We start from the raw sequence: 17106 nt of genomic DNA, 5'->3' as shown, positions 1-17106 counted from the left end.
GCTCAGAAGCATCGGCTTGGCCCTTTGACGAAGCCGCGTGGGGTCTGCAAGGCGGTGACGTGGGGTGCGCGCCGCGGAAGGCGGTCTGCGGGGGAGACGTTGGGGTTGATCTGAATACCGGGCCCCGGTCCCACGCGCCCCGTGTCGGTCTCGCGCAGAGTGGCGTCGATGTCGACGGAGGCGCATCCCGGAAGCAGCAGCAGGCTTGCCATCGCGTCCGGAGGAGCGGTCCGCAGGGCCTGCGGCAGGGGCTCGAAGGCGGGGGGCTCGGGCAGCGCCGTCAGCGCCGCCGCATGGCAGGCGTTGCAGACGCCGCAGACGCTGCACTTGTGCAAGGAGGCGGTTCAACCCAGCGGCCCATAGTCAATGAAGCCCTTGTTGATTTCCCCGACCTTGCGGGCCAGCCGGTAGACGCCGCCGCCTTCGCGCGTGCGGCTCGCGTCGGTGTTGCCTTCGATGGTGGCGAGGATGCCGGCCGAGATCGACTCGATCAGGCCGGTGTGGCCCGCGCCCCTGCCGTGGTCCATGATGAAGATCATGCCGGGCGCCAGCCGCGTGGGATCGGCCGTCGCCGCGGCCGCGGGGATGCGCGTCGCGCCCTTGGCCACGGCCTTGTTCCAGTGATCGAGGCAGCCCGCGGTGCGCACCATCGGATTGCGGGTGCGACCCAGCGCCTTCGAGGCCTCGTCGAAGCAGTAGTAGACGAAGGCGCAGCACCAGGGCAGCCCGCCCGGCGCGCCGACGCGGGCCAGGTACTTCTCGACATCGGGGCCGCGGTTCGAGTTCATCGGCACCTCGCGCACCTCCTTCTCCTCCTCGCCCGCGGCGACCGCCAGCACCTGCGCCAGCAGGTCGCTGCCGGCGTTGGCGCTCGCCGGCACGCTCTCAAGCCCGAAGATCGCGCCCCAGGTCAGCGCGCCGATCTCGCCGTCCTGCTTGAGTGGACGACCGGCCGAATCGACGTGGCGGGCCTGGAACAGCTTCACCACCCGCTTCATGCCGGCATCGAAGACCGTGCCCTTGGGATCGAGGCGCGCGGCGGGGTCGCTGTCGCCGCCCATCATCAGGCCGAGCTGCCTGCGCAGTGCCTGCACGACCGCGGCATCGTCCTCGCCGATCTTGATGAGGCGACCGGGATAGTCCATGGGCTTCTCCTTGGGGCTTGCAGTTCAGCTTAAGTCCGCGCCGGGGGAAAAGCATCTGGCGAACGGCGTATTCCAGCGCTCGCGGCAGGCCCCCTTTCCCGGCCTTCCCGACAAGCGCGCGGCGGCGCGCGCGAAGCGGTGCCATCATTGCCTGCATGTGCGTCACATGAGGTGCAGACAAGAACATGAAGCGTGCCGACATCGCCATCCTCCCCGCCGAGCAGCTCTCGCGCAGCGCGCTGGCCGGGCTCTGGAACCTGGCCTACGAGGGCTACTTCGTGCCGGTGGCCTTCGACGAGCAGCGCTTCGCGCGACATCTGCGGCGCGCCAATGTCGACCTCGGCGTGTCGAAGGTGCTGATGGCCGGCGGCAAGCCCGCCGGCCTCTCGCTGGTGGGGCGGCGCGAGGCGCGCGCCTACCTCGCCGGCTTCGGCATCGTGCGCGCGCAGCGGCGCCGCGGACTCGCGCGGCTGCTGATCGAGGTGCAGCTCGCGGCCCTGCCCGCGGCGGGCGTGCGAGAGCTGGCGCTGGAGGTCATCGAGCAGAATCCCGCGCGCACGCTCTACGGCCGGGCCGGGTTCGAGGCGATCCGGCCCCTGGAGCTGCTCGAAGGCGCGCTGGACACGCGCACCATCGAGACCGTGGCGCTGGACGTGGCCGATCTCGCCGCCGTGCATCCCCGCTGCAGTGCTATCGCGCGGCCGACCTGGCGCCGCGAGCTGCCCACCGTCATGGATGCCCTCAGCCACGAGAACGCCGCCGCGATCGGCGTGCGCCGCAGCGGCACCGTCGTGGCCTATGCCGTGCTGCCCGAGCCAGCCCGCCACGACGGCACCCTGCTCGATGCCGCGGCCGTCGACGAGGCGGCGGCGCATGCGCTGCTGGACATGCTCTCGTCCGCGCGCCCCGGCACCCGCTGGCGCCTGGTCGACGAGCCCGGCGACAGCCCCTTCTTCCACGCGGCGCATGCGCGAGGCCTGGTCCCGGTGATGCGCCAGATCGAGATGAAGCGCTACTTCCAGTGTCAGTAGTCCCAGTCGACCGGTACCCAGCGAAAGACGTCGCCGGCGACCGCCACCCGGCCGAAGGACGGGAACGACAGGTGAGTGGCCACCAGCGGCTCGCGGGTCTGCGCCAACTCCCGCAAGAGCCGGACCCGGACGCGGACCGCCTCCTCGGGGTCGTGGTCGAAAGCGTTGTGCCAATCGGGCCGATCGAAATGGTCCGGGAACACGGCATCGCCTAGGAAGGTCAGCCGGTCGCCGCCGGACGCGAGGCGGACCACGCTGTGCCCGGGGGTGTGGCCGCCGGTGCGACAGACGACCACACCCGGCGCCACTTCGTACTCCGCGTCGAACGGCCTCAGCCGGCTGCGGTACTCGTCCAGGAACCGCTTGGCGGCCGACCGAAGCACATCCGGCATCCCGCCAAAAGTGTTGCGGGAGAAATCGGGCGACTCCCAGAACTCGACCTCGGCGGCCGCCACGTGGATCGGCACGTCCGGACGCAGCCGGCCCTTGAGCCCGTCGGCGAGCAGCCCGCCAACGTGGTCCACGTGCACGTGGGTCAGCACCACGTCGGTCACGGATGCAGGATCGATGCCGGCATGCTCCAGTCGATGGGCCAGAAGCCCCCCGGCCCGCGGGAAGTCCGGGTACTCCTCCCCCATCCCGGAGTCGATGAGTACGGTCCGCCCGCCGCTGCGCACCACGACCACGTTCAGCGGCCACTTGTACACGTCCGACGGCTGGCGCCTGTCGTCCAGCCAGCCCGCCAGGTCGGCCGGGTCGGCATTGGTGGCCAAGGTCGTGGCCGGCAGCGGAAACACCCCATCGCTGATCACCAGCACGTCGATCTCGCCGACCCGCAGCGCATAACGGGACGGAACCAGTTCGTCGGGCATCTGGCTGGGGCTCTGGCTCCCGGGTCGCAAGGTCTCATCTACGGAAAACATCATCGAATCTCCAATAAACGGCCCCCGGGGCCCAACCAGTCGGGCGACTGGCAGCAAGTCTCCGTTCAACACCCCGGGGTTGTCGGGCACGGATCACGGCACAAGGCCGTATGTCTTTCATCGTAGAAACGAGGGGGTACGAGCGGTAGGCCTGCAAACGGACGCGCCGTGGTGCCTGATACACACCAATCAGCACCATGACACCTCCGATCGACGAGAAGCCTGGACGCTCCCCGGCCAACCGCTCGCTGGAACGCGGCGCGGCGAGATGGGCTACGAAGGGGCGCTCGCGAAGGGAGGCGCGAGGGGCCCAAGCAAGGCACTGCCTACGCCTCGGCGAACAGCTCCCTGATCACCCCCCGCAGCCAGCTGTTCGCCGGATCCGCCTCGAAGCGCTTGCTCCAGTGCAGCGACACCGCGAAGTCGCGCAGCGGGAAGGCCGGCTCCACGATGGCGTAGCCGCCCTCCTGCGCAAAGCCGCGCGCGATGTTGCGCGGCATCACCACCGCCAGGTCGGTGGCGCGCACGATGGCCGGCAGCACCATGAAGTGCTCGGTGGTCAGGCGCACCCGGTCCTCCAGGTTGAGCAGTTGCAGGATGCGCAACGTCTCCGCGTGCGTGCGCACCGCCACGTACTCCAGCTTCTGCAGCGACTCCAGCAGCGCCTGGCCGCTGCGCCGCCCGCGCGTGAAGGGATGGCCCTTGCGCAGCAGCACGATGTAGCGGTCCTTGAGCAGGAGGATGCGCTGCGTGTCGCTCACCTTGGGCAGGAAGCCGAAGGCGAAGTCGACGCGGCCGCTGTCGAGCGCCGTCGCGATCTCGTCGAGCGCCAGCGGCAGGGTTTCCAGCCGCACGCCGGGCGCCAGCGCGCCCAGGCGCGCCATCAGCGCCGGCAGGAAGCGCCCCTCGCCGATGTCGCTCATGTGGATGCGGAAGGTCTTGCGCGAGGCCGTGGGCTCGAAGCGGTCGGGCTCGCTGAGCGCCTCCTCCAGCGTGCCCAGCGCGGACTGCACCGCGGCGGCCAGCCGCTCGGCGCGCGGCGTGGGCGCCACGCCGCCCGGCGCGCGGGTGAAGAGCGCGTCCTGCAACAACAGCCGCAGCCGGCCCAGGCCATGGCTGGCGGCCGGCTGGGTGAGGCCCAGCGCATCGGCCGCGCGGCTCACGCTGCGGGCGCGGTAGACGGCGTCGAACAGGCGCAGCAGGTTCAGGTCGATGGTGTCGATATGCATGGCATTCATGTCGGATAGCACGAATATTTTATTGATGCCCGGGGCTGCGGCTCGCACACTGCCAACCGGCGGCGCAGACGGAGCCACGCATGTCCCCACGGCTGCCGCACAACCAAGAAGGAGACAGCCATGCCTCAGTTCCGCCTGCATGCCACGCTCGCCGCCCTGCTGTGCGCCGCCACGGCCGCATCGGCCCAGCAGCCGCCCGCCGAAGAACCCGGCTGGGCCAAGGGCCGCCCCAAGACCGAAGCCGCCCAGCGCATGGCGCCGGTGCCGGCCTTCCCGATCCCGACCGCGGCCGACAAGCTGCCCACCGCCAAGTTCAAGCTGCCGCCCGGCTTCAAGGTGGAGACCTGGGTCTCGGGCGTGCTCGATGCGCGCGAGCTGCGCCAGGGGCCCGGCGACACGGTGTTCGTCAGCACGCTGTTCGTCGCCAACAAGGTCTACGCGGTCAGCCCCAAGGGCAATACGCGCGAGGTCAAGACCATCATCGACAAGATGGAGAAGGCCACCGGCATCGACTACCACAAGGGCAGCCTCTACCTGGCCACGCACAAGCAGATCCTGCGCTACGACAACATCGACTCGAAGCTCGACAACCCCGGCCAGCCGACGGTGCTCTACGACAAGCTGCCCGGCGGCGAGGACCACAGCTGGAAGTTCATCCGCATCCACAAGGACAAGCTCTACTTCCCGATCGGCGCCCCCTGCAACATCTGCGACCCCGGCGAGTACGCCAAGATCTACCGCATGAATCTCGACGGCAGCGGCATGGAGACCATTGCCAGCGGCGTGCGCAACACGGTGGGCTTCGACTTCGATCCCAAGACCGACCGCCTCTGGTTCACCGACAACGGCCGCGACTGGCTCAGCGAGGAGATCCCGAACGACGAGCTCAACGTCGTCACCGGCCCGAACCAGCACTTCGGCTACCCGTACTGCCACCAGGGCAACATCCCCGACCCGGAATTCGGCTGGGGCAAGTCGTGCGGCGACTTCCAAAAGCCTGCCGCGTTCCTCGGCCCGCACGCCGGCTCGCTGGGCCTGAAGTTCTACACGGGCAAGATGTTTCCGGCCAAGTACCAGGGCGCGATGTTCATCGCCCGCCACGGCCCGTGGAACCGCACCAACAAGTACGCCGACGTGTCCGTCGCATGGCCCGACGGCAAGGGCGGCGCGAAGGTCGAGCCCTTCATGACCGGCTTCGTCGAGAACAACAGCTACCTCGGCCGCCCGGTCGACTTCCTGGTGATGAAGGACGGCTCGCTGCTGGTGAGCGACGACCACGCAGGCGCCATCTACCGCATCAGCTACGGCAAATGACGAGGGGAGCACGCGCATTCGCATGGATCACGGCGGCGGCAGCGTGCTTCGGGCTCGCGGCGCCGGCCGGCGCCCAGGGGAGCAAGGCTTCGCAGGGCCAGGGCGGCGCGGGCGCGCATGCGCAGCGCTTCGCCCAGCTGTGCGCGGCCTGCCACGGCGCCAACGGACGCAGCGAGATGCCGAATACGCCGGTGCTGGCAGGCCAGCATTCCTTCTACGCGATCACGCAGCTCTTCCTGTTCCGCGAAGGGCGACGCGCCAACGAGGCGATGAGTGCGGTGGCCAAGGGCATGAAGGACGAGGACCTGCGCGGCTTCTCGGACTTCATCGCCACGCTGCCGCCGGTGCCCGCGCCGGGGCCTTCGGCGCCGCCCGATGCGGCCCGCATGAAGAAGGGCCAGGCGCTGGCGCAGGAGCACAAGTGCGTGTTCTGCCACGGCGCCGATTTCAGCGGCGGCCAGCAGGTGCCGCGCATCGGCGGGCAGCGCGAGGACTACCTGCAGATGACGCTGCACGAGTTCAAGTCCGGCAAGCGCGTGGGCTACACGATGGCCATGGCCGAGGCGGTCGGCCGCATCCCGAACGAGGACCTGGACACCCTCGCCTACTACCTGGCCCGTTTCCCGAGCCAGCCTCCCACGAAGTAAACAGAGAGAAAGCGTTTTGGAAGTCTCATTCAGCAAAGAGATCGAGGCTCTGCGCCTCGGTGCCGGCGACACCTTTCACGGCGAGGGCATCCTCGCCATCACCAAGGGCCTGCTGCAGTCGGGCGTGGCCTACGTGGGCGGCTACCAGGGCGCGCCGGTCTCGCACCTGCTCGACGTGATGGTGCAGGCCAAGCCCTACATGGACGAACTGGGCGTGCATGTGGAGGCCTGCTCCAACGAGGCCTCGGCCGCGGCCATGCTCGGCGCCTCGATCCACTATCCGCTGCGCGGCGCCGTCACCTGGAAGTCCATCGTCGGCACCAACGTGGCGGCCGATGCGCTGTCCAACCTCTCCTCGCCGGGCGTCAAGGGCGGCGTGCTGATCGTGGTGGGCGAGGACTACGGCGAAGGCGCCAGCGTGATCCAGGAACGCACGCACGCCTATGCGCTGAAGTCCGGCATGTGCCTGCTCGATCCGCGGCCCGAGCTGGGCCGGATGGTCGACATGGTGGAGCACGGCTTCCGCCTCTCGGAGACCTCCAATATGCCCTGCATGATGGAGCTGCGCATCCGCACCTGCCATGTGCGCGGCAGCTTCGAATGCCGGGACAACCTGCCGCCGCCGATCTCCACCCGCGCGCTGATGGAGGAGCCGGCCGGCTTCGACTACATGCGGCTCGCGCATCCGCCGGTGACCTTCCGCCACGAGAAGCTCAAGGGGGAGGAACGCATCCCGGCCGCGCGGCGCTACATCGCGGAGCACCGGCTGAACGAGCTGATCCCGGGCAAGCATGAGGACCTGGGGCTGATCGTCCAGGGCGGCCTCTACAACGCGCTGATCCGCAGCCTGCAGCAGCTGGGCCTCGCCGATGCCTTCGGCGCGACCGACATCCCGCTGCTGGTGCTCAACGTCACCTACCCGCTGGTGCCGGAGCAGGTCGCCGACTTCTGCGTGGGCAAGCGCGCGGTGCTGATGGTGGAGGAAGGCCAGCCCGAGTACATCGAGCAGGAGATCGCGACGCTCTTGCGCCGGCGCGACATCCAGACGCCGCTGCACGGCTGCGACATGCTGCCGCCCGCGGGCGAACTGGGCGTCGAGGTGCTGGCCGGCGGTCTTTCGAAGTTTGCAGAGCGCTACCTGCCGCAGCATGCGCAGGCCTCGGCGCAAGGCTGGCTCGCCGGCAACCGCGAGCGCCGCGCCGCGGTGGCCGCGAAGCTGGATGCGCCGCTGCCGGCGCGGCCGCCGAGCTTCTGCATCGGCTGCCCCGAGCGGCCGGTGTTCGCGGCGCTCAAGCTGGCGCAGCAGGACAGCGGCCCGGTGCACATCGCGGCCGACATCGGCTGCCATGCCTTCGGCACCTTCGAGCCCTTTTCCATGGGCCACTCGATCCTGGGCTACGGCATGAGCCTGGCGAGCCGCGCCGGCGTGTCGCCGATGATGCAGCGCAGGGCGCTGTCGATCATGGGCGACGGCGGCTTCTGGCACAACGGCTTGCTCACCGGCGTGCAGAGCGCGCTCTTCAACGGCGACGACGCGGTGCTCTTGATCTTCAAGAACGGCTACACCTCGGCCACCGGCACGCAGGACATCATCTCCACGCCCGACGACGAGGCGAAAGAGCGCGCGGTCGACAAGCAGCAGAGCCTGGTCGACAAGAACACCACCATCGAGTCGACACTCAAGGGACTGGGCGTGCAGTGGCTGCGCACCGTACACACCTACCACGTCGACAAGATGCGCGCCACGTTGAACGAGGCCTTCACCACCGATTTCAACGGGCTGAAAGTGATCGTGGCCGAGGGCGAATGCCAGCTGGAGCGGCAGCGCCGCATCAAGCCCTGGATCGCCGGCCTGCTCAAGCGGGGCGAGCGCGTGGTGCGGGTGAAGTACGGTGTGGACGAGGACGTGTGCAACGGCGACCACGCCTGCATCCGGCTGTCGGGCTGCCCGACGCTCACGATCAAGGACAACCCCGACCCGCTCAAGGTCGACCCGGTGGCGGTGGTGATCGACGGCTGCGTGGGCTGCGGGCTGTGCGGTGCCAATGCGCATGCGGCCACCTTGTGCCCCAGCTTTTATCGGGCCGAGGTGGTGCAGAACCCCAAGTGGCACGAGCGGCTGGTGCATTCGCTGCGCGGCGCGGTGGTGCGAGCCCTGCAGCCTGCCTAAGTTGCGGGCAACGGACATCCGTGCGCAAAGCGCGCAGCGCTGCGCTCCAGAAATGAATTGCTGACTTCCACGATGAATATCCACACGACACAACCCATCACCCTGCTCGTCTGCGCCCTCGGCGGCGAAGGCGGAGGGGTGCTCACCGAATGGCTGGTCGAGGTGGCCCGGCATGCCGGCTACGCCGCGCAGAGCACGTCCATCCCGGGCGTCGCGCAGCGCACGGGCGCGACCACCTACTACATCGAGGTGTTCCCGGTGCCGCAGGCCGAGCTCGGCGGCCGGCGGCCGGTGTTCAGCCTGAGCCCGGTGCCGGGGGCGCTGGATGCGATCGTCTCCTCCGAGCTGCTGGAGACCGCGCGGCAGATCGGCAACGGCATGAGCGCCCCGGCGCGAACCCTCGTCATCAGCTCCTCGGGGCGCACGCTGACCACGGCCGAGCGCATGCAGCTGGGCGACGGCCGGGCCGACGGCGAGCGGCTGCTGGACGTGATCAAGGCCTTCAGCCGCGAGCACCACGTATTCGACATGGGCACGGTGGCGCGCGACGCCGGCACGGTGGTCAGCGCGGTGATGCTGGGCGCGGTCGCGGGCAGCGGGCTGTTTCCCTTCCCGCGCGAGGCCTACGAGCACGTGGTGCGCGGCGGCAAGGCGCCCGACCAGGCCGGCAAGATGGCCGCGGCCAGCCTGCGCGGCTTCGCGCAGGCCTTCGAGATCGTGCGCGCGCCGCGCGAGCAGGCCGCGATGGTGAGCCGGCTGCTGGCCACCACCGCGCAGGACGAGCCCGCGGCGCACGCGCTGCCGGCCGCGGTCGCGCAGCTGTTCCCGCCGCAGGTGCAGGGCCTGCTGGCGCTGGGCTACGCCCGCGTGCTCGACTACCAGGACGCCGCGTACGCACAGCTCTACATCGAGCGGCTGCAGCAGGTGCTGGCGGCCGAGCGCGCGGCCGACCCTGCCGGCGCCCACGGCTTCGCCATTACCCACGAGATGGCGCGCTGGCTCGCGCTGTGGATGGCCTTCGACGACATCGTGCGGGTGGCCGAGCTCAAGAGCCGCAAGAGCCGCACAGCGCGCGTGCGGCGCGAGGTGCGGGCCGGGGACGAGGACATCGTCAAGGTCTACGACCACTTCAAGCCGGGCACGCCCGAGTTCGCGGCGCTGCTGCCGCAATCCCTGGCCCATCGCCTCACGGCCTGGGACCGGCGCCGCAAGGCGCCCTGGGCGCTGCCGCTGAAGGTCGGCAGCCACGCGGTCTTCGGCATGGCCTCGCTGCGGCTGCTGGCCTCGCTGCGCTGGCTGCGCCGGCGCGGCAGCCGCTTCGCCGAGGAACAGGCGCTGATCGGGCGCTGGCTGGCCGCCGTGCTGCAGGGCACGCGCAGCGACTGGCGCCTGGGCCACGAGATCGCGCTGTGCGGCCGGCTCATCAAGGGCTACGGCAGCACCAACGAGCGCGGCAAGCAGAACCTGCTGCACGTGATCGGCCACCTGGCCGAGTTGCCCGGTGCCTCCCCCGCGGCGCGCGCCGAGGCCATCGCCGCGGCCCGGCAGGCCGCGCTGGCCGACGACGCCGGCAAGGCGCTCGACGCCGCGCTCGTGCAGCACGGCGCGCCGGCGCGGCCCGTCGTGGCCCAGCCGATCCGCTGGATGAAGCGCCGGCCCGCCGCCACCCCATGAACAACCAAGAAGGAGACCTCCCATGACAACCACAAGACCCCGCCGCGCCATCCCGCTGCGCCGCGCATTGCTGGCGCTGGTGCTGGGCGCCGCCGTGGTGCCGGCGGCCCAGGCGCAAGGCAGCAACTGGCCCAGCAAGCCCATCAAGGTGGTGGTGAATTTCCCGCCCGGCGGCGCGGCCGACACCATCGCGCGCGCGATCTCCCAGCCGCTGCAGGACGCCCTGGGCCAGCCGGTGCTGATCGAGAACCGCGGCGGCGCCAACGGCAACATCGGCGGCGAGAACGTGGCGCGCGCGCTGCCCGACGGCTACACGCTGCTGATGAGCTCGGGCGGCATGGTGTCGGTGAATCCGCACCTGTACCCGAAGATGTCCTTCGACCCCACCAAGGACCTGATCCCGGTGGCCGCCGCGGCGCGCATCCTCGTGTTCCTGGTGACCAAGCCCTCGCTGCCGCCGCAGAACGTCAAGGACTTCATCGCCTATGTGAAGGAACGTCCGGGCAAGCTGTCCTTCGGCTCGCCCGGCGCCGGCAGCTCGCCGCACCTGGCCGGCGAGATGTTCAAGAGCCAGACCGGCCTGTTCGCGGTGCATGTGCCCTACCGCGGCGCGGCGCCCGCGCTGCAGGACCTGCTCGCCGGCCAGATCGACTTCTCCTTCGATCCGGGCATCGGCCTCAACCAGGTGCGCGCGGGCAAGCTGCGCCTGCTGGCCGTGGGCAGCCCGAAGCGCTCGCCGCTGTTCCCGGAGGTGCCCACGCTCGACGAGGTTGGGCTCAAGGGCTTCGACGCCGACACGGTGTTCGGCTTCTACGCGCCCGCGCGCACCCCGCCCGAGGTCGTGACCCGGCTCAACACCGAGATCAACCGCATCCTGGCGACGCCGGCGGTGAAGGAGCGCATTGCCAACCTGGGCGGCGAAGCGGTGCCCGGCACGCCGGCGGCCTTCCATGACCGCGCGATGGCGGACTCGGCGCGCTTCGGTGCCATGATCCGGGAGAGAAAAATCCTTGCGGATTGATCACTGAATGAGCCAACAAGTCATCTACACCGTCCGCGTCGAATTCGGCGACTGCGACCCTGCCGGCATCGTCTGGTTTCCCAACTTCTTCCGCTGGATCGACGCGGCCTCGCGCCACTTCTTCGCCGAGCGCGGCGTGCCGCGCTGGGAGGAGACGGCGCAGACGCTGGGCGTGATCGGCACGCCGCTGGTCGACACCCACACCCGCTTCGTCAAGAGCGCGAGCTACGGCGACACGCTGACGATCGCGGTGGCAATCCCCGAGTGGCGCGACAAGAGCTTCCTGCAGACCTACCGCGTGAAGCGCGGCGAGGAGCTGATCCTCGAATGCGAGGAGGTGCGCATCTTCGCAGCGAAGCGCGAGGGCGGCGGCATCCGCGCGGTGCCGATCCCGCCGGAGATCCGGCGGCTCTGCGAATAGCCACGGCCCGCGCGCCCTGGTGCGAGGTTTCGCACCTTTTTTGAATACTTTCTTATTGTTTCTTGCGCGCGCGGGGACTAAGCTCCGCACACCTCGATGGCATAAAAAAGGAGGAGCGATGACCAGCGTTCCATCCGCGCGAGCCTTGCCCTGGCTTGCCTGTGCGTCCATGGTGTTCCTGGGTTGGTGCGGCGGCGAGGACGGAGGCGGCGGCAGAGCGCAGGCCGCCGACCGGACGCTGAGCACGTCCGCGTCAAGCAACAAACCGGCGCCACCGGAGGGACGGCCGGCAATCCTGATCAGTCCGACGCCCGGCACCAAGTTCGCCAGCCGCAGCGCGACCTTCATCTGGACCGACACCGGCGCCAACCAGTACGGCTTCACGCTCCAGTCGACCTCCTCGGCGACACCGGTGGTCGACACCGTGACCAGCGCAACCACGCTGACGGTGGAGAACCTGCCCATCAACGGCGCGGAGTTCACCGTCCGGCTTCGCTCCCGATTCAAGGGGAAGTGGCTGACAGCCAACGAGTACCGCTTCACGGCCGCCGGCTACACCGCCGCGCAGTCCACTGCGGCCGTCAAGCCCTGGTCCGATCCGATCCCGCTGCCGCTGGTGCCCGCCTCGGCCGCCAACCTGCCGGACGGCAAGCTGCTGCTGTGGGCAGCCCGCACGCCCACCAGCTTCGGCAGCAATGGCAGCACGTCCACCTACACGTCGATATTCGATCCGGCCACGCGATCGTCGAGCCCCTTGACGGTGACGCCCACGGGGCACGAGATGTTCTGCCCCGGCCTCAGCATGCTGGCCGATGGCAGCGTGCTGGTCTCCGGCGGCAGCGATGCAGCGAAGACCTCGATCTACGACCCGTCGCTGGGAGGCTGGGTGACCGGCGCGCAGCTCGGCATTACGCGCGCCTACCAGTCCAGCACGACGATGTCCGACGGCTCCGTGTTCACCGTCGGCGGTTCATGGAACGGCGGCCTGGGCGGCAAGTACGGCGAGGTGTGGTCGGCCAGCACCAGGACCTGGCGCACGCTGGCCGGCGTACCGGCCCACATGCCGGACGCGAGCAATGTCTCGAACCCGCCGCTGGCCGGCCCGGATGCGGCCGGGGTCTACCGCGGCGACAACCACATGTGGCTGTTCGGCGCCGCCGGTGGCTGGGTGTTCCACGCGGGCCCCGCCGCCGCGATGCACTGGATCGACACGCGCGGCAGCGGTGCCATCCTGCAGGCGGGCTTGCGCAGCGACGATCCCTACGCCATGACTGCCGGCGCGGTGATGTACGACGCCAACAAGATCCTCAAGTTCGGCGGCGCCCCCAACCACGACAGCGGCAACGCCTTCAACACCGCCTACATCATCGACATCGGCGCGGGCCCGCCGAACCCGCCCACGGTGCGCAAGGTCTCGCCCATGGCCTATGGCCGCACCTTCGTCAACAGCGTGGTGCTGCCCAACGGCGAGGTGCTCGTGATCGGCGGTCAGACGCAGCCCGTGACCTTCTCCGACTCCTACAGCGTGCTGGCCGCCGAGCTGTGGAGCCCGGTGTTCGAGAGCTTCATCACCCTGCCGCCGATGCAGAAACCGCGCAACTACCACAGCGTGGCCTTGCTGCTGCCGGATGCACGCGTGCTGGCGGCCGGCGGCGGGCTGTGCGGCTGCCCTGCAGACCACCTGGACGCGGAGATCTACACGCCACCCTACCTGCTGGCGCCCGACGGTTCGCCGGCGCCGCGTCCTGCGATCACGGCCGCGCCGGCTACCGCCACCTGGGGCAGCCAGGTCGCCGTGGGCACCGACCGCGCGGCGGCCAGCTTCGCACTCATGCGCATGGCCTCGGCCACCCACTCGGTCAACACCGACCAGCGCCGCATCCCGCTCTCTTTCACCGGGACGGCAGGCAGCTACCAGCTGAGCATTCCGGCCGATCGCGGCGTGGTACTGCCGGGCAACTACATGCTGTTCGCGCTGGACGGCAGCGGCGTGCCCAGCGTGGCGCGCACGATCAACATCCGGTAGTGGCCGGCCTGCTTCGCAAGCTGGGGCTCCCGATGGCACTGGCGCTCACCACCGCACTGGCAGCGGGCCTGGCGTGGCGCGGCTGGCGCGAGCCCGCCGTGCCGGCCTCGGTGGCGCGCGGCGCGCGCCTGTTCGACGGCAGCGAGCCGCTCGCCGGCACGCTCTCCGGCCACGGCGCGCCGCTGCCGGCCGCGGCGACGCGCTGCACCCAGTGCCACACCGGTCCGGGTGCGTCCGCCACTGCGGCCTCCTCTTTCGCGCCGCCGCTCGACCGGCGCCGGCTGCGCGAAGCCCACACGCGCCGGGGCGGCCCGCCCGTCGCCTACGAGCAGGCGTCTTTCTGCCGCACGCTGCGCACCGGCGTCGATCCGGCCCACATCGTGCTGCCCCGCGCCATGCCACGCTTCGATGCCGACGATGCCCAGTGCGCGGCCTTGTGGGACTACTTGACGCAGGGGCCCGTCGAATGAACACGCATCGCCCCCTGGTCCGTTCGCCGGTGGCCTCCCGCGGGCGCCGCCGCCTGCTGGCCGCCGGCGCGCTGGCGTGGCTGGGGCTGCCGCCGGCCGCCCGGGCCAACGCCGCCGTGGGCCCGGTGATGCCGCCCGTGGCGGCGCCGGCCTTGCCGCTGCGCCGCCACGACGGCGCGGCGCCGACGCTCGCGGCGCAGCTGCGCGGCGCTCCGACCGCGGTCCAGTTGATGTTCACCGGCTGCAGCACGGTCTGCCCGATCCAGGGCGCCTTGTTCGCGGCGCTGCAGGCCGCCTTGCTGGCCGAGCGCGATACGGCGGCGCGCCTGCTGTCGCTCAGCATCGACCCATTGGCCGACGACCCCGCGGCCCTGAGCGCCTGGCTGCGGCGCTTCGGTGCCAGGCCTGCATGGAGCGCGGCGGCGCCTGCCCCGGCTGCGCTCGACCCGATGCTCTCGCTGTTCAAAGGGGGCCCGGCCGCGGGCGACCGCCATACCGGCCAGGTCTACGTGTTCGATGGCCAGGCCCGGCTGGTCTGGCGCACCAGCGAGCTGCCGCCGGCGATCGAGGTCATGGCCGCGCTGCGGCGCATTCCGTAGCCACGGGGCCGTCGCGCCCGTGACGCTCGTCCGGGATCAGGCAGCCGCATGCGGATGCCGTGCCGCCTCGTACAGGCTGCGCGCCAGTTCGCGATGCCGCGCCAGCAGCGGCGGCAGCTCCAGATCCTGGAAAGCGCCCTCGCGGATCATCACCCGCCCGTCGATCACGCTCAGCGCCACCGGCCCCGGCTGACAGAACACCAGCGCCGCCACCGGGTCGTGCCAGGCGCCGGCATGGGCCACGCCCCGCAGGTCGAAGGCCACCAGGTCGGCCGACATGCCCGGCGCCAACGCACCGATGTCGTCGCGCCCCAGCACGCGGGCGCCGCCCAGCGTGGCGATTTCCAGCGCCTCGCGCGCCGTCATCGCCGCCGGGCCATGGCCCACGCGCTGCAGCAGCAGGGCCTGGCGCGCCTCGCCCAGCAGATGGGCGCCGTCGTTGGAGGCGCTGCCGTCCACGCCCAGGCCCACCGGCACGCCGGCGCGGCGCATGGCACCGACCGGCGCGATGCCCGAGGCCAGCCGCATGTTGGAGCAGGGGCAATGCGCCACCCCGGTACCGGTGCGGCCGAAGAGCGCAATGCCGGCCTCGTCCAGCTTGACGCAGTGCGCGTGCCAGACATCGCGACCCACCCAGCCCAGGTCTTGCGCGTACTCGGCCGGCGTCATGCCGAACTTCTCGCGCGAGTAGGCGACGTCGTTGTCGTTCTCCGCCAGGTGCGTGTGCAGCGAAACGCCGCGCTCGCGCGCCAGCACGGCCGAGTCGCGCATCAATTCGCGCGAGACCGAAAAGGGCGAACAGGGCGCGAGCACGATGCGGCGCATCGAATGCCGGCTCGCATCGTGCCAGCGGTCGACCTGGCGCTCGCTGTCGGCCAGGATGGCGGGCTCGCTCTCCACCAGTTCATCGGGCGGCAGCCCGCCCTGGCTCCTGCCTACGCTCATGCTGCCGCGCGCGGCATGGAAGCGCATGCCCATGGCCTCGGCCGCCTCGATCGAGTCGTCGAGCCGCGCGCCGTTGGGGAACAGGTAGAGATGGTCGCTGGTCGTGGTGCAGCCCGAGAGCATCAGCTCGGCCATCGCGGTCTGGGTAGAGACGCGGATCATCTCGGGCGTGAGGCGGGCCCAGAGCTGGTAGAGATTCGTGAGCCAGCCGAAGAGCTCGGCGTCCTGCGCCTCGGGCACGGCGCGGGTGAGGCTCTGGTACATGTGATGGTGGGTGTTGACCAGGCCCGGCATCAGCACATGGCCCTGCAGGTCGACGGCTTCGGCGCGGCCGTCGCGCAGGGCCTCGGCGTAGGCGGCCGGCAGTTCGGCGCTGGCGCCGACCCAAGCGATGGCCGGGCCTTCGACCACCACCGCGCCGTCGGCGATCTCGCGCCGAGCGGCATCCATGGTGAGCAGGACCTCGGCATGCCGCAGGACCAGGGGGCGGTGGGAGGGTGCTTGCATGGCGTGCGGCTCCGTGGGAATGGCGAGCGCCCATTCTGCCGCCCGTGCCCAGGTGCCAAGACCCTGCGGGTACGCGCATTCTTGCGACTGTCACGCGTGCTTTCGACAATCGCCGGATGGCCCGCCCTCTACTCTCCATCGCCCTGACCGTCGACCAGCACGAGGAAGGCGACTTCTACTGGGTGCTGATCGAGTCCTTCGACCACTCGATGGAATTCGAGCCGCTGATGGAATCGGGCAAGGGCTTCGCGACCTACCTCGAGGCGCTGGAAGCCGGCTTCGCGGCGCTCAAGGGGCTGTCGGAAGACCTGGTGATGGGCCCGCGCGACGAGGTCGATGACGATGGATACGGCGCCGGCGACGCCGCGCCCTAGGCGGTGGCAGGCAGGCCCGGCTACTGGGCCGCGGCGTGGCAGGCCGCGCGGATGATGCGGTCGGCGGGATTGGGGTCGACACTGAGAAAGCGCATCGGCCGCGGATTCTCGGAATAGTCGGTCGTCTTGTGCACCTCGCCCCGCCACAGGGGCGCCATGTAGAAGCGCGCGAAGCGGTACTCGGCTTTCTTCGCCCGGCAGTCGAAGAGGACACGGGCGTCGTAGGAACGGTAGGGCACGCCCTCCCAGTTGGCGCGGTCCTGCGACCGGCTCACGCGCACGTTCATCATCCGGCGATCGCCCGTGACGCTGATCGCCACCGGGTCGACCTGGACGGTGTTGACCCCCGGATCGTCAGGATTGCCCGTCACGGTGAACCAGTTGGCCTCCGCCGCGGCGCTGGCACCGACCAGGCCGAGCCACGCGAACCACCATCTCACGCCGAAGATCCCTCTTTCTGTGAAAACCGGTCGATTCTAGTGAGGCCTCCAAGATTTCTACCAGATTTCAGATGAGAATAGTTCCCATTTGCAATCCAGGACCTCAAATTGTCGAACGCCGCCCCCAAGAACATCGCCCAAGCCGCGCAACGCAATCCCGA

At 70.2% G+C, this 17106-nt stretch carries 17 protein-coding genes; 11 read left to right on the top strand and 6 right to left on the bottom strand.

Going from position 1 to position 17106, the window contains the following annotated elements; genetic code table 11:
• Positions 1-2: 2 nt before the first annotated feature.
• The gene (locus AC3A6X_RS29095) at positions 3-335 is read right to left on the bottom strand and encodes a hypothetical protein (RefSeq protein ID WP_487845412.1); all 333 of its coding nucleotides are present in this window, start codon (positions 333-335) and stop codon (positions 3-5) included.
• A 9-nt stretch (positions 336-344) separates the two neighbouring features.
• The gene (locus tag AC3A6X_RS29090; RefSeq protein ID WP_487845411.1) at positions 345-1145 is read right to left on the bottom strand and encodes a CHAP domain-containing protein; all 801 of its coding nucleotides are present in this window, start codon (positions 1143-1145) and stop codon (positions 345-347) included.
• Between the two features lie 185 nt (positions 1146-1330).
• Here AC3A6X_RS29090 and AC3A6X_RS29085 point away from each other — a divergent pair, with 185 nt between their 5' ends.
• Entirely contained in the window at positions 1331-2176 is an 846-nt protein-coding gene (locus AC3A6X_RS29085) for a GNAT family N-acetyltransferase (protein WP_487845410.1), read from the top strand.
• Here the strand turns inward: AC3A6X_RS29085 and AC3A6X_RS29080 are convergent.
• Positions 2170-3099 (bottom strand): MBL fold metallo-hydrolase, encoded by a 930-nt coding sequence (locus AC3A6X_RS29080; RefSeq protein ID WP_487845435.1) that lies wholly within the window; start codon positions 3097-3099, stop codon positions 2170-2172. The genes AC3A6X_RS29085 and AC3A6X_RS29080 overlap by 7 nt on opposite strands.
• A 326-nt stretch (positions 3100-3425) precedes the next feature.
• Positions 3426-4337, bottom strand: a complete 912-nt coding sequence (locus tag AC3A6X_RS29075; RefSeq protein WP_487845409.1) for a LysR family transcriptional regulator — start codon at positions 4335-4337, stop codon at positions 3426-3428.
• 120 nt (positions 4338-4457) lie between these two features.
• On the opposite strand from AC3A6X_RS29075, the gene AC3A6X_RS29070 reads away from it, so the two are divergent.
• The 9 genes from AC3A6X_RS29070 to AC3A6X_RS29030 all read left to right on the top strand — a co-directional run bounded on the left by AC3A6X_RS29070 (position 4458) and on the right by AC3A6X_RS29030 (position 14679).
• On the top strand, positions 4458-5651 hold the full coding sequence (locus AC3A6X_RS29070; protein ID WP_487845408.1) for a PQQ-dependent sugar dehydrogenase: 1194 nt from the start codon (positions 4458-4460) through the stop codon (positions 5649-5651).
• Positions 5648-6298 (top strand): c-type cytochrome, encoded by a 651-nt coding sequence (locus tag AC3A6X_RS29065; protein ID WP_487845407.1) that lies wholly within the window; start codon positions 5648-5650, stop codon positions 6296-6298. The genes AC3A6X_RS29070 and AC3A6X_RS29065 overlap by 4 nt, the downstream gene beginning before the upstream one ends.
• A 16-nt stretch (positions 6299-6314) precedes the next feature.
• Positions 6315-8468, top strand: a complete 2154-nt coding sequence (locus AC3A6X_RS29060) for a thiamine pyrophosphate-dependent enzyme (RefSeq protein WP_487845406.1) — start codon at positions 6315-6317, stop codon at positions 8466-8468.
• 72 nt (positions 8469-8540) lie between these two features.
• Positions 8541-10142 (top strand): indolepyruvate oxidoreductase subunit beta family protein, encoded by a 1602-nt coding sequence (locus tag AC3A6X_RS29055; protein WP_487845405.1) that lies wholly within the window; start codon positions 8541-8543, stop codon positions 10140-10142.
• A 22-nt stretch (positions 10143-10164) separates the two neighbouring features.
• Positions 10165-11163 carry a Bug family tripartite tricarboxylate transporter substrate binding protein gene (locus AC3A6X_RS29050; protein WP_487845404.1) on the top strand — a complete coding sequence of 333 codons (999 nt, stop codon included), beginning with the start codon at positions 10165-10167 and terminating at the stop codon, positions 11161-11163.
• A 7-nt stretch (positions 11164-11170) separates the two neighbouring features.
• Positions 11171-11584 (top strand): acyl-CoA thioesterase, encoded by a 414-nt coding sequence (locus AC3A6X_RS29045; RefSeq protein WP_487845403.1) that lies wholly within the window; start codon positions 11171-11173, stop codon positions 11582-11584.
• A gap of 118 nt (positions 11585-11702) precedes the next feature.
• Positions 11703-13610 carry a galactose oxidase early set domain-containing protein gene (locus AC3A6X_RS29040; RefSeq protein ID WP_487845402.1) on the top strand — a complete coding sequence of 636 codons (1908 nt, stop codon included), beginning with the start codon at positions 11703-11705 and terminating at the stop codon, positions 13608-13610.
• Complete coding sequence (locus AC3A6X_RS29035) at positions 13610-14080, top strand: c-type cytochrome (RefSeq protein ID WP_487845401.1); 471 nt, start codon at positions 13610-13612, stop codon at positions 14078-14080. Before AC3A6X_RS29040 ends, AC3A6X_RS29035 begins: the two co-directional genes overlap by 1 nt.
• Positions 14077-14679 (top strand): SCO family protein, encoded by a 603-nt coding sequence (locus tag AC3A6X_RS29030; protein ID WP_487845400.1) that lies wholly within the window; start codon positions 14077-14079, stop codon positions 14677-14679. Before AC3A6X_RS29035 ends, AC3A6X_RS29030 begins: the two co-directional genes overlap by 4 nt.
• A 36-nt stretch (positions 14680-14715) precedes the next feature.
• Here the strand turns inward: AC3A6X_RS29030 and AC3A6X_RS29025 are convergent, their stop codons facing one another.
• Positions 14716-16131, bottom strand: a complete 1416-nt coding sequence (locus tag AC3A6X_RS29025; RefSeq protein ID WP_487845399.1) for an 8-oxoguanine deaminase — start codon at positions 16129-16131, stop codon at positions 14716-14718.
• 116 nt (positions 16132-16247) lie between these two features.
• On the opposite strand from AC3A6X_RS29025, the gene AC3A6X_RS29020 reads away from it, so the two are divergent.
• The gene (locus AC3A6X_RS29020) at positions 16248-16505 is read left to right on the top strand and encodes a hypothetical protein (RefSeq protein WP_487845398.1); all 258 of its coding nucleotides are present in this window, start codon (positions 16248-16250) and stop codon (positions 16503-16505) included.
• 20 nt (positions 16506-16525) lie between these two features.
• Here AC3A6X_RS29020 and AC3A6X_RS29015 read toward each other — a convergent pair whose 3' ends face one another.
• Positions 16526-16945 (bottom strand): surface-adhesin E family protein, encoded by a 420-nt coding sequence (locus tag AC3A6X_RS29015; RefSeq protein ID WP_487845397.1) that lies wholly within the window; start codon positions 16943-16945, stop codon positions 16526-16528.
• Positions 16946-17106: the final 161 nt, after the last annotated feature.

Source organism: Variovorax sp. Soil_C_12 (assembly GCF_057657375.1).
Note: the sequence above shows the minus strand (reverse complement) of the source record. Positions and strands in the feature narration are given on the sequence as shown.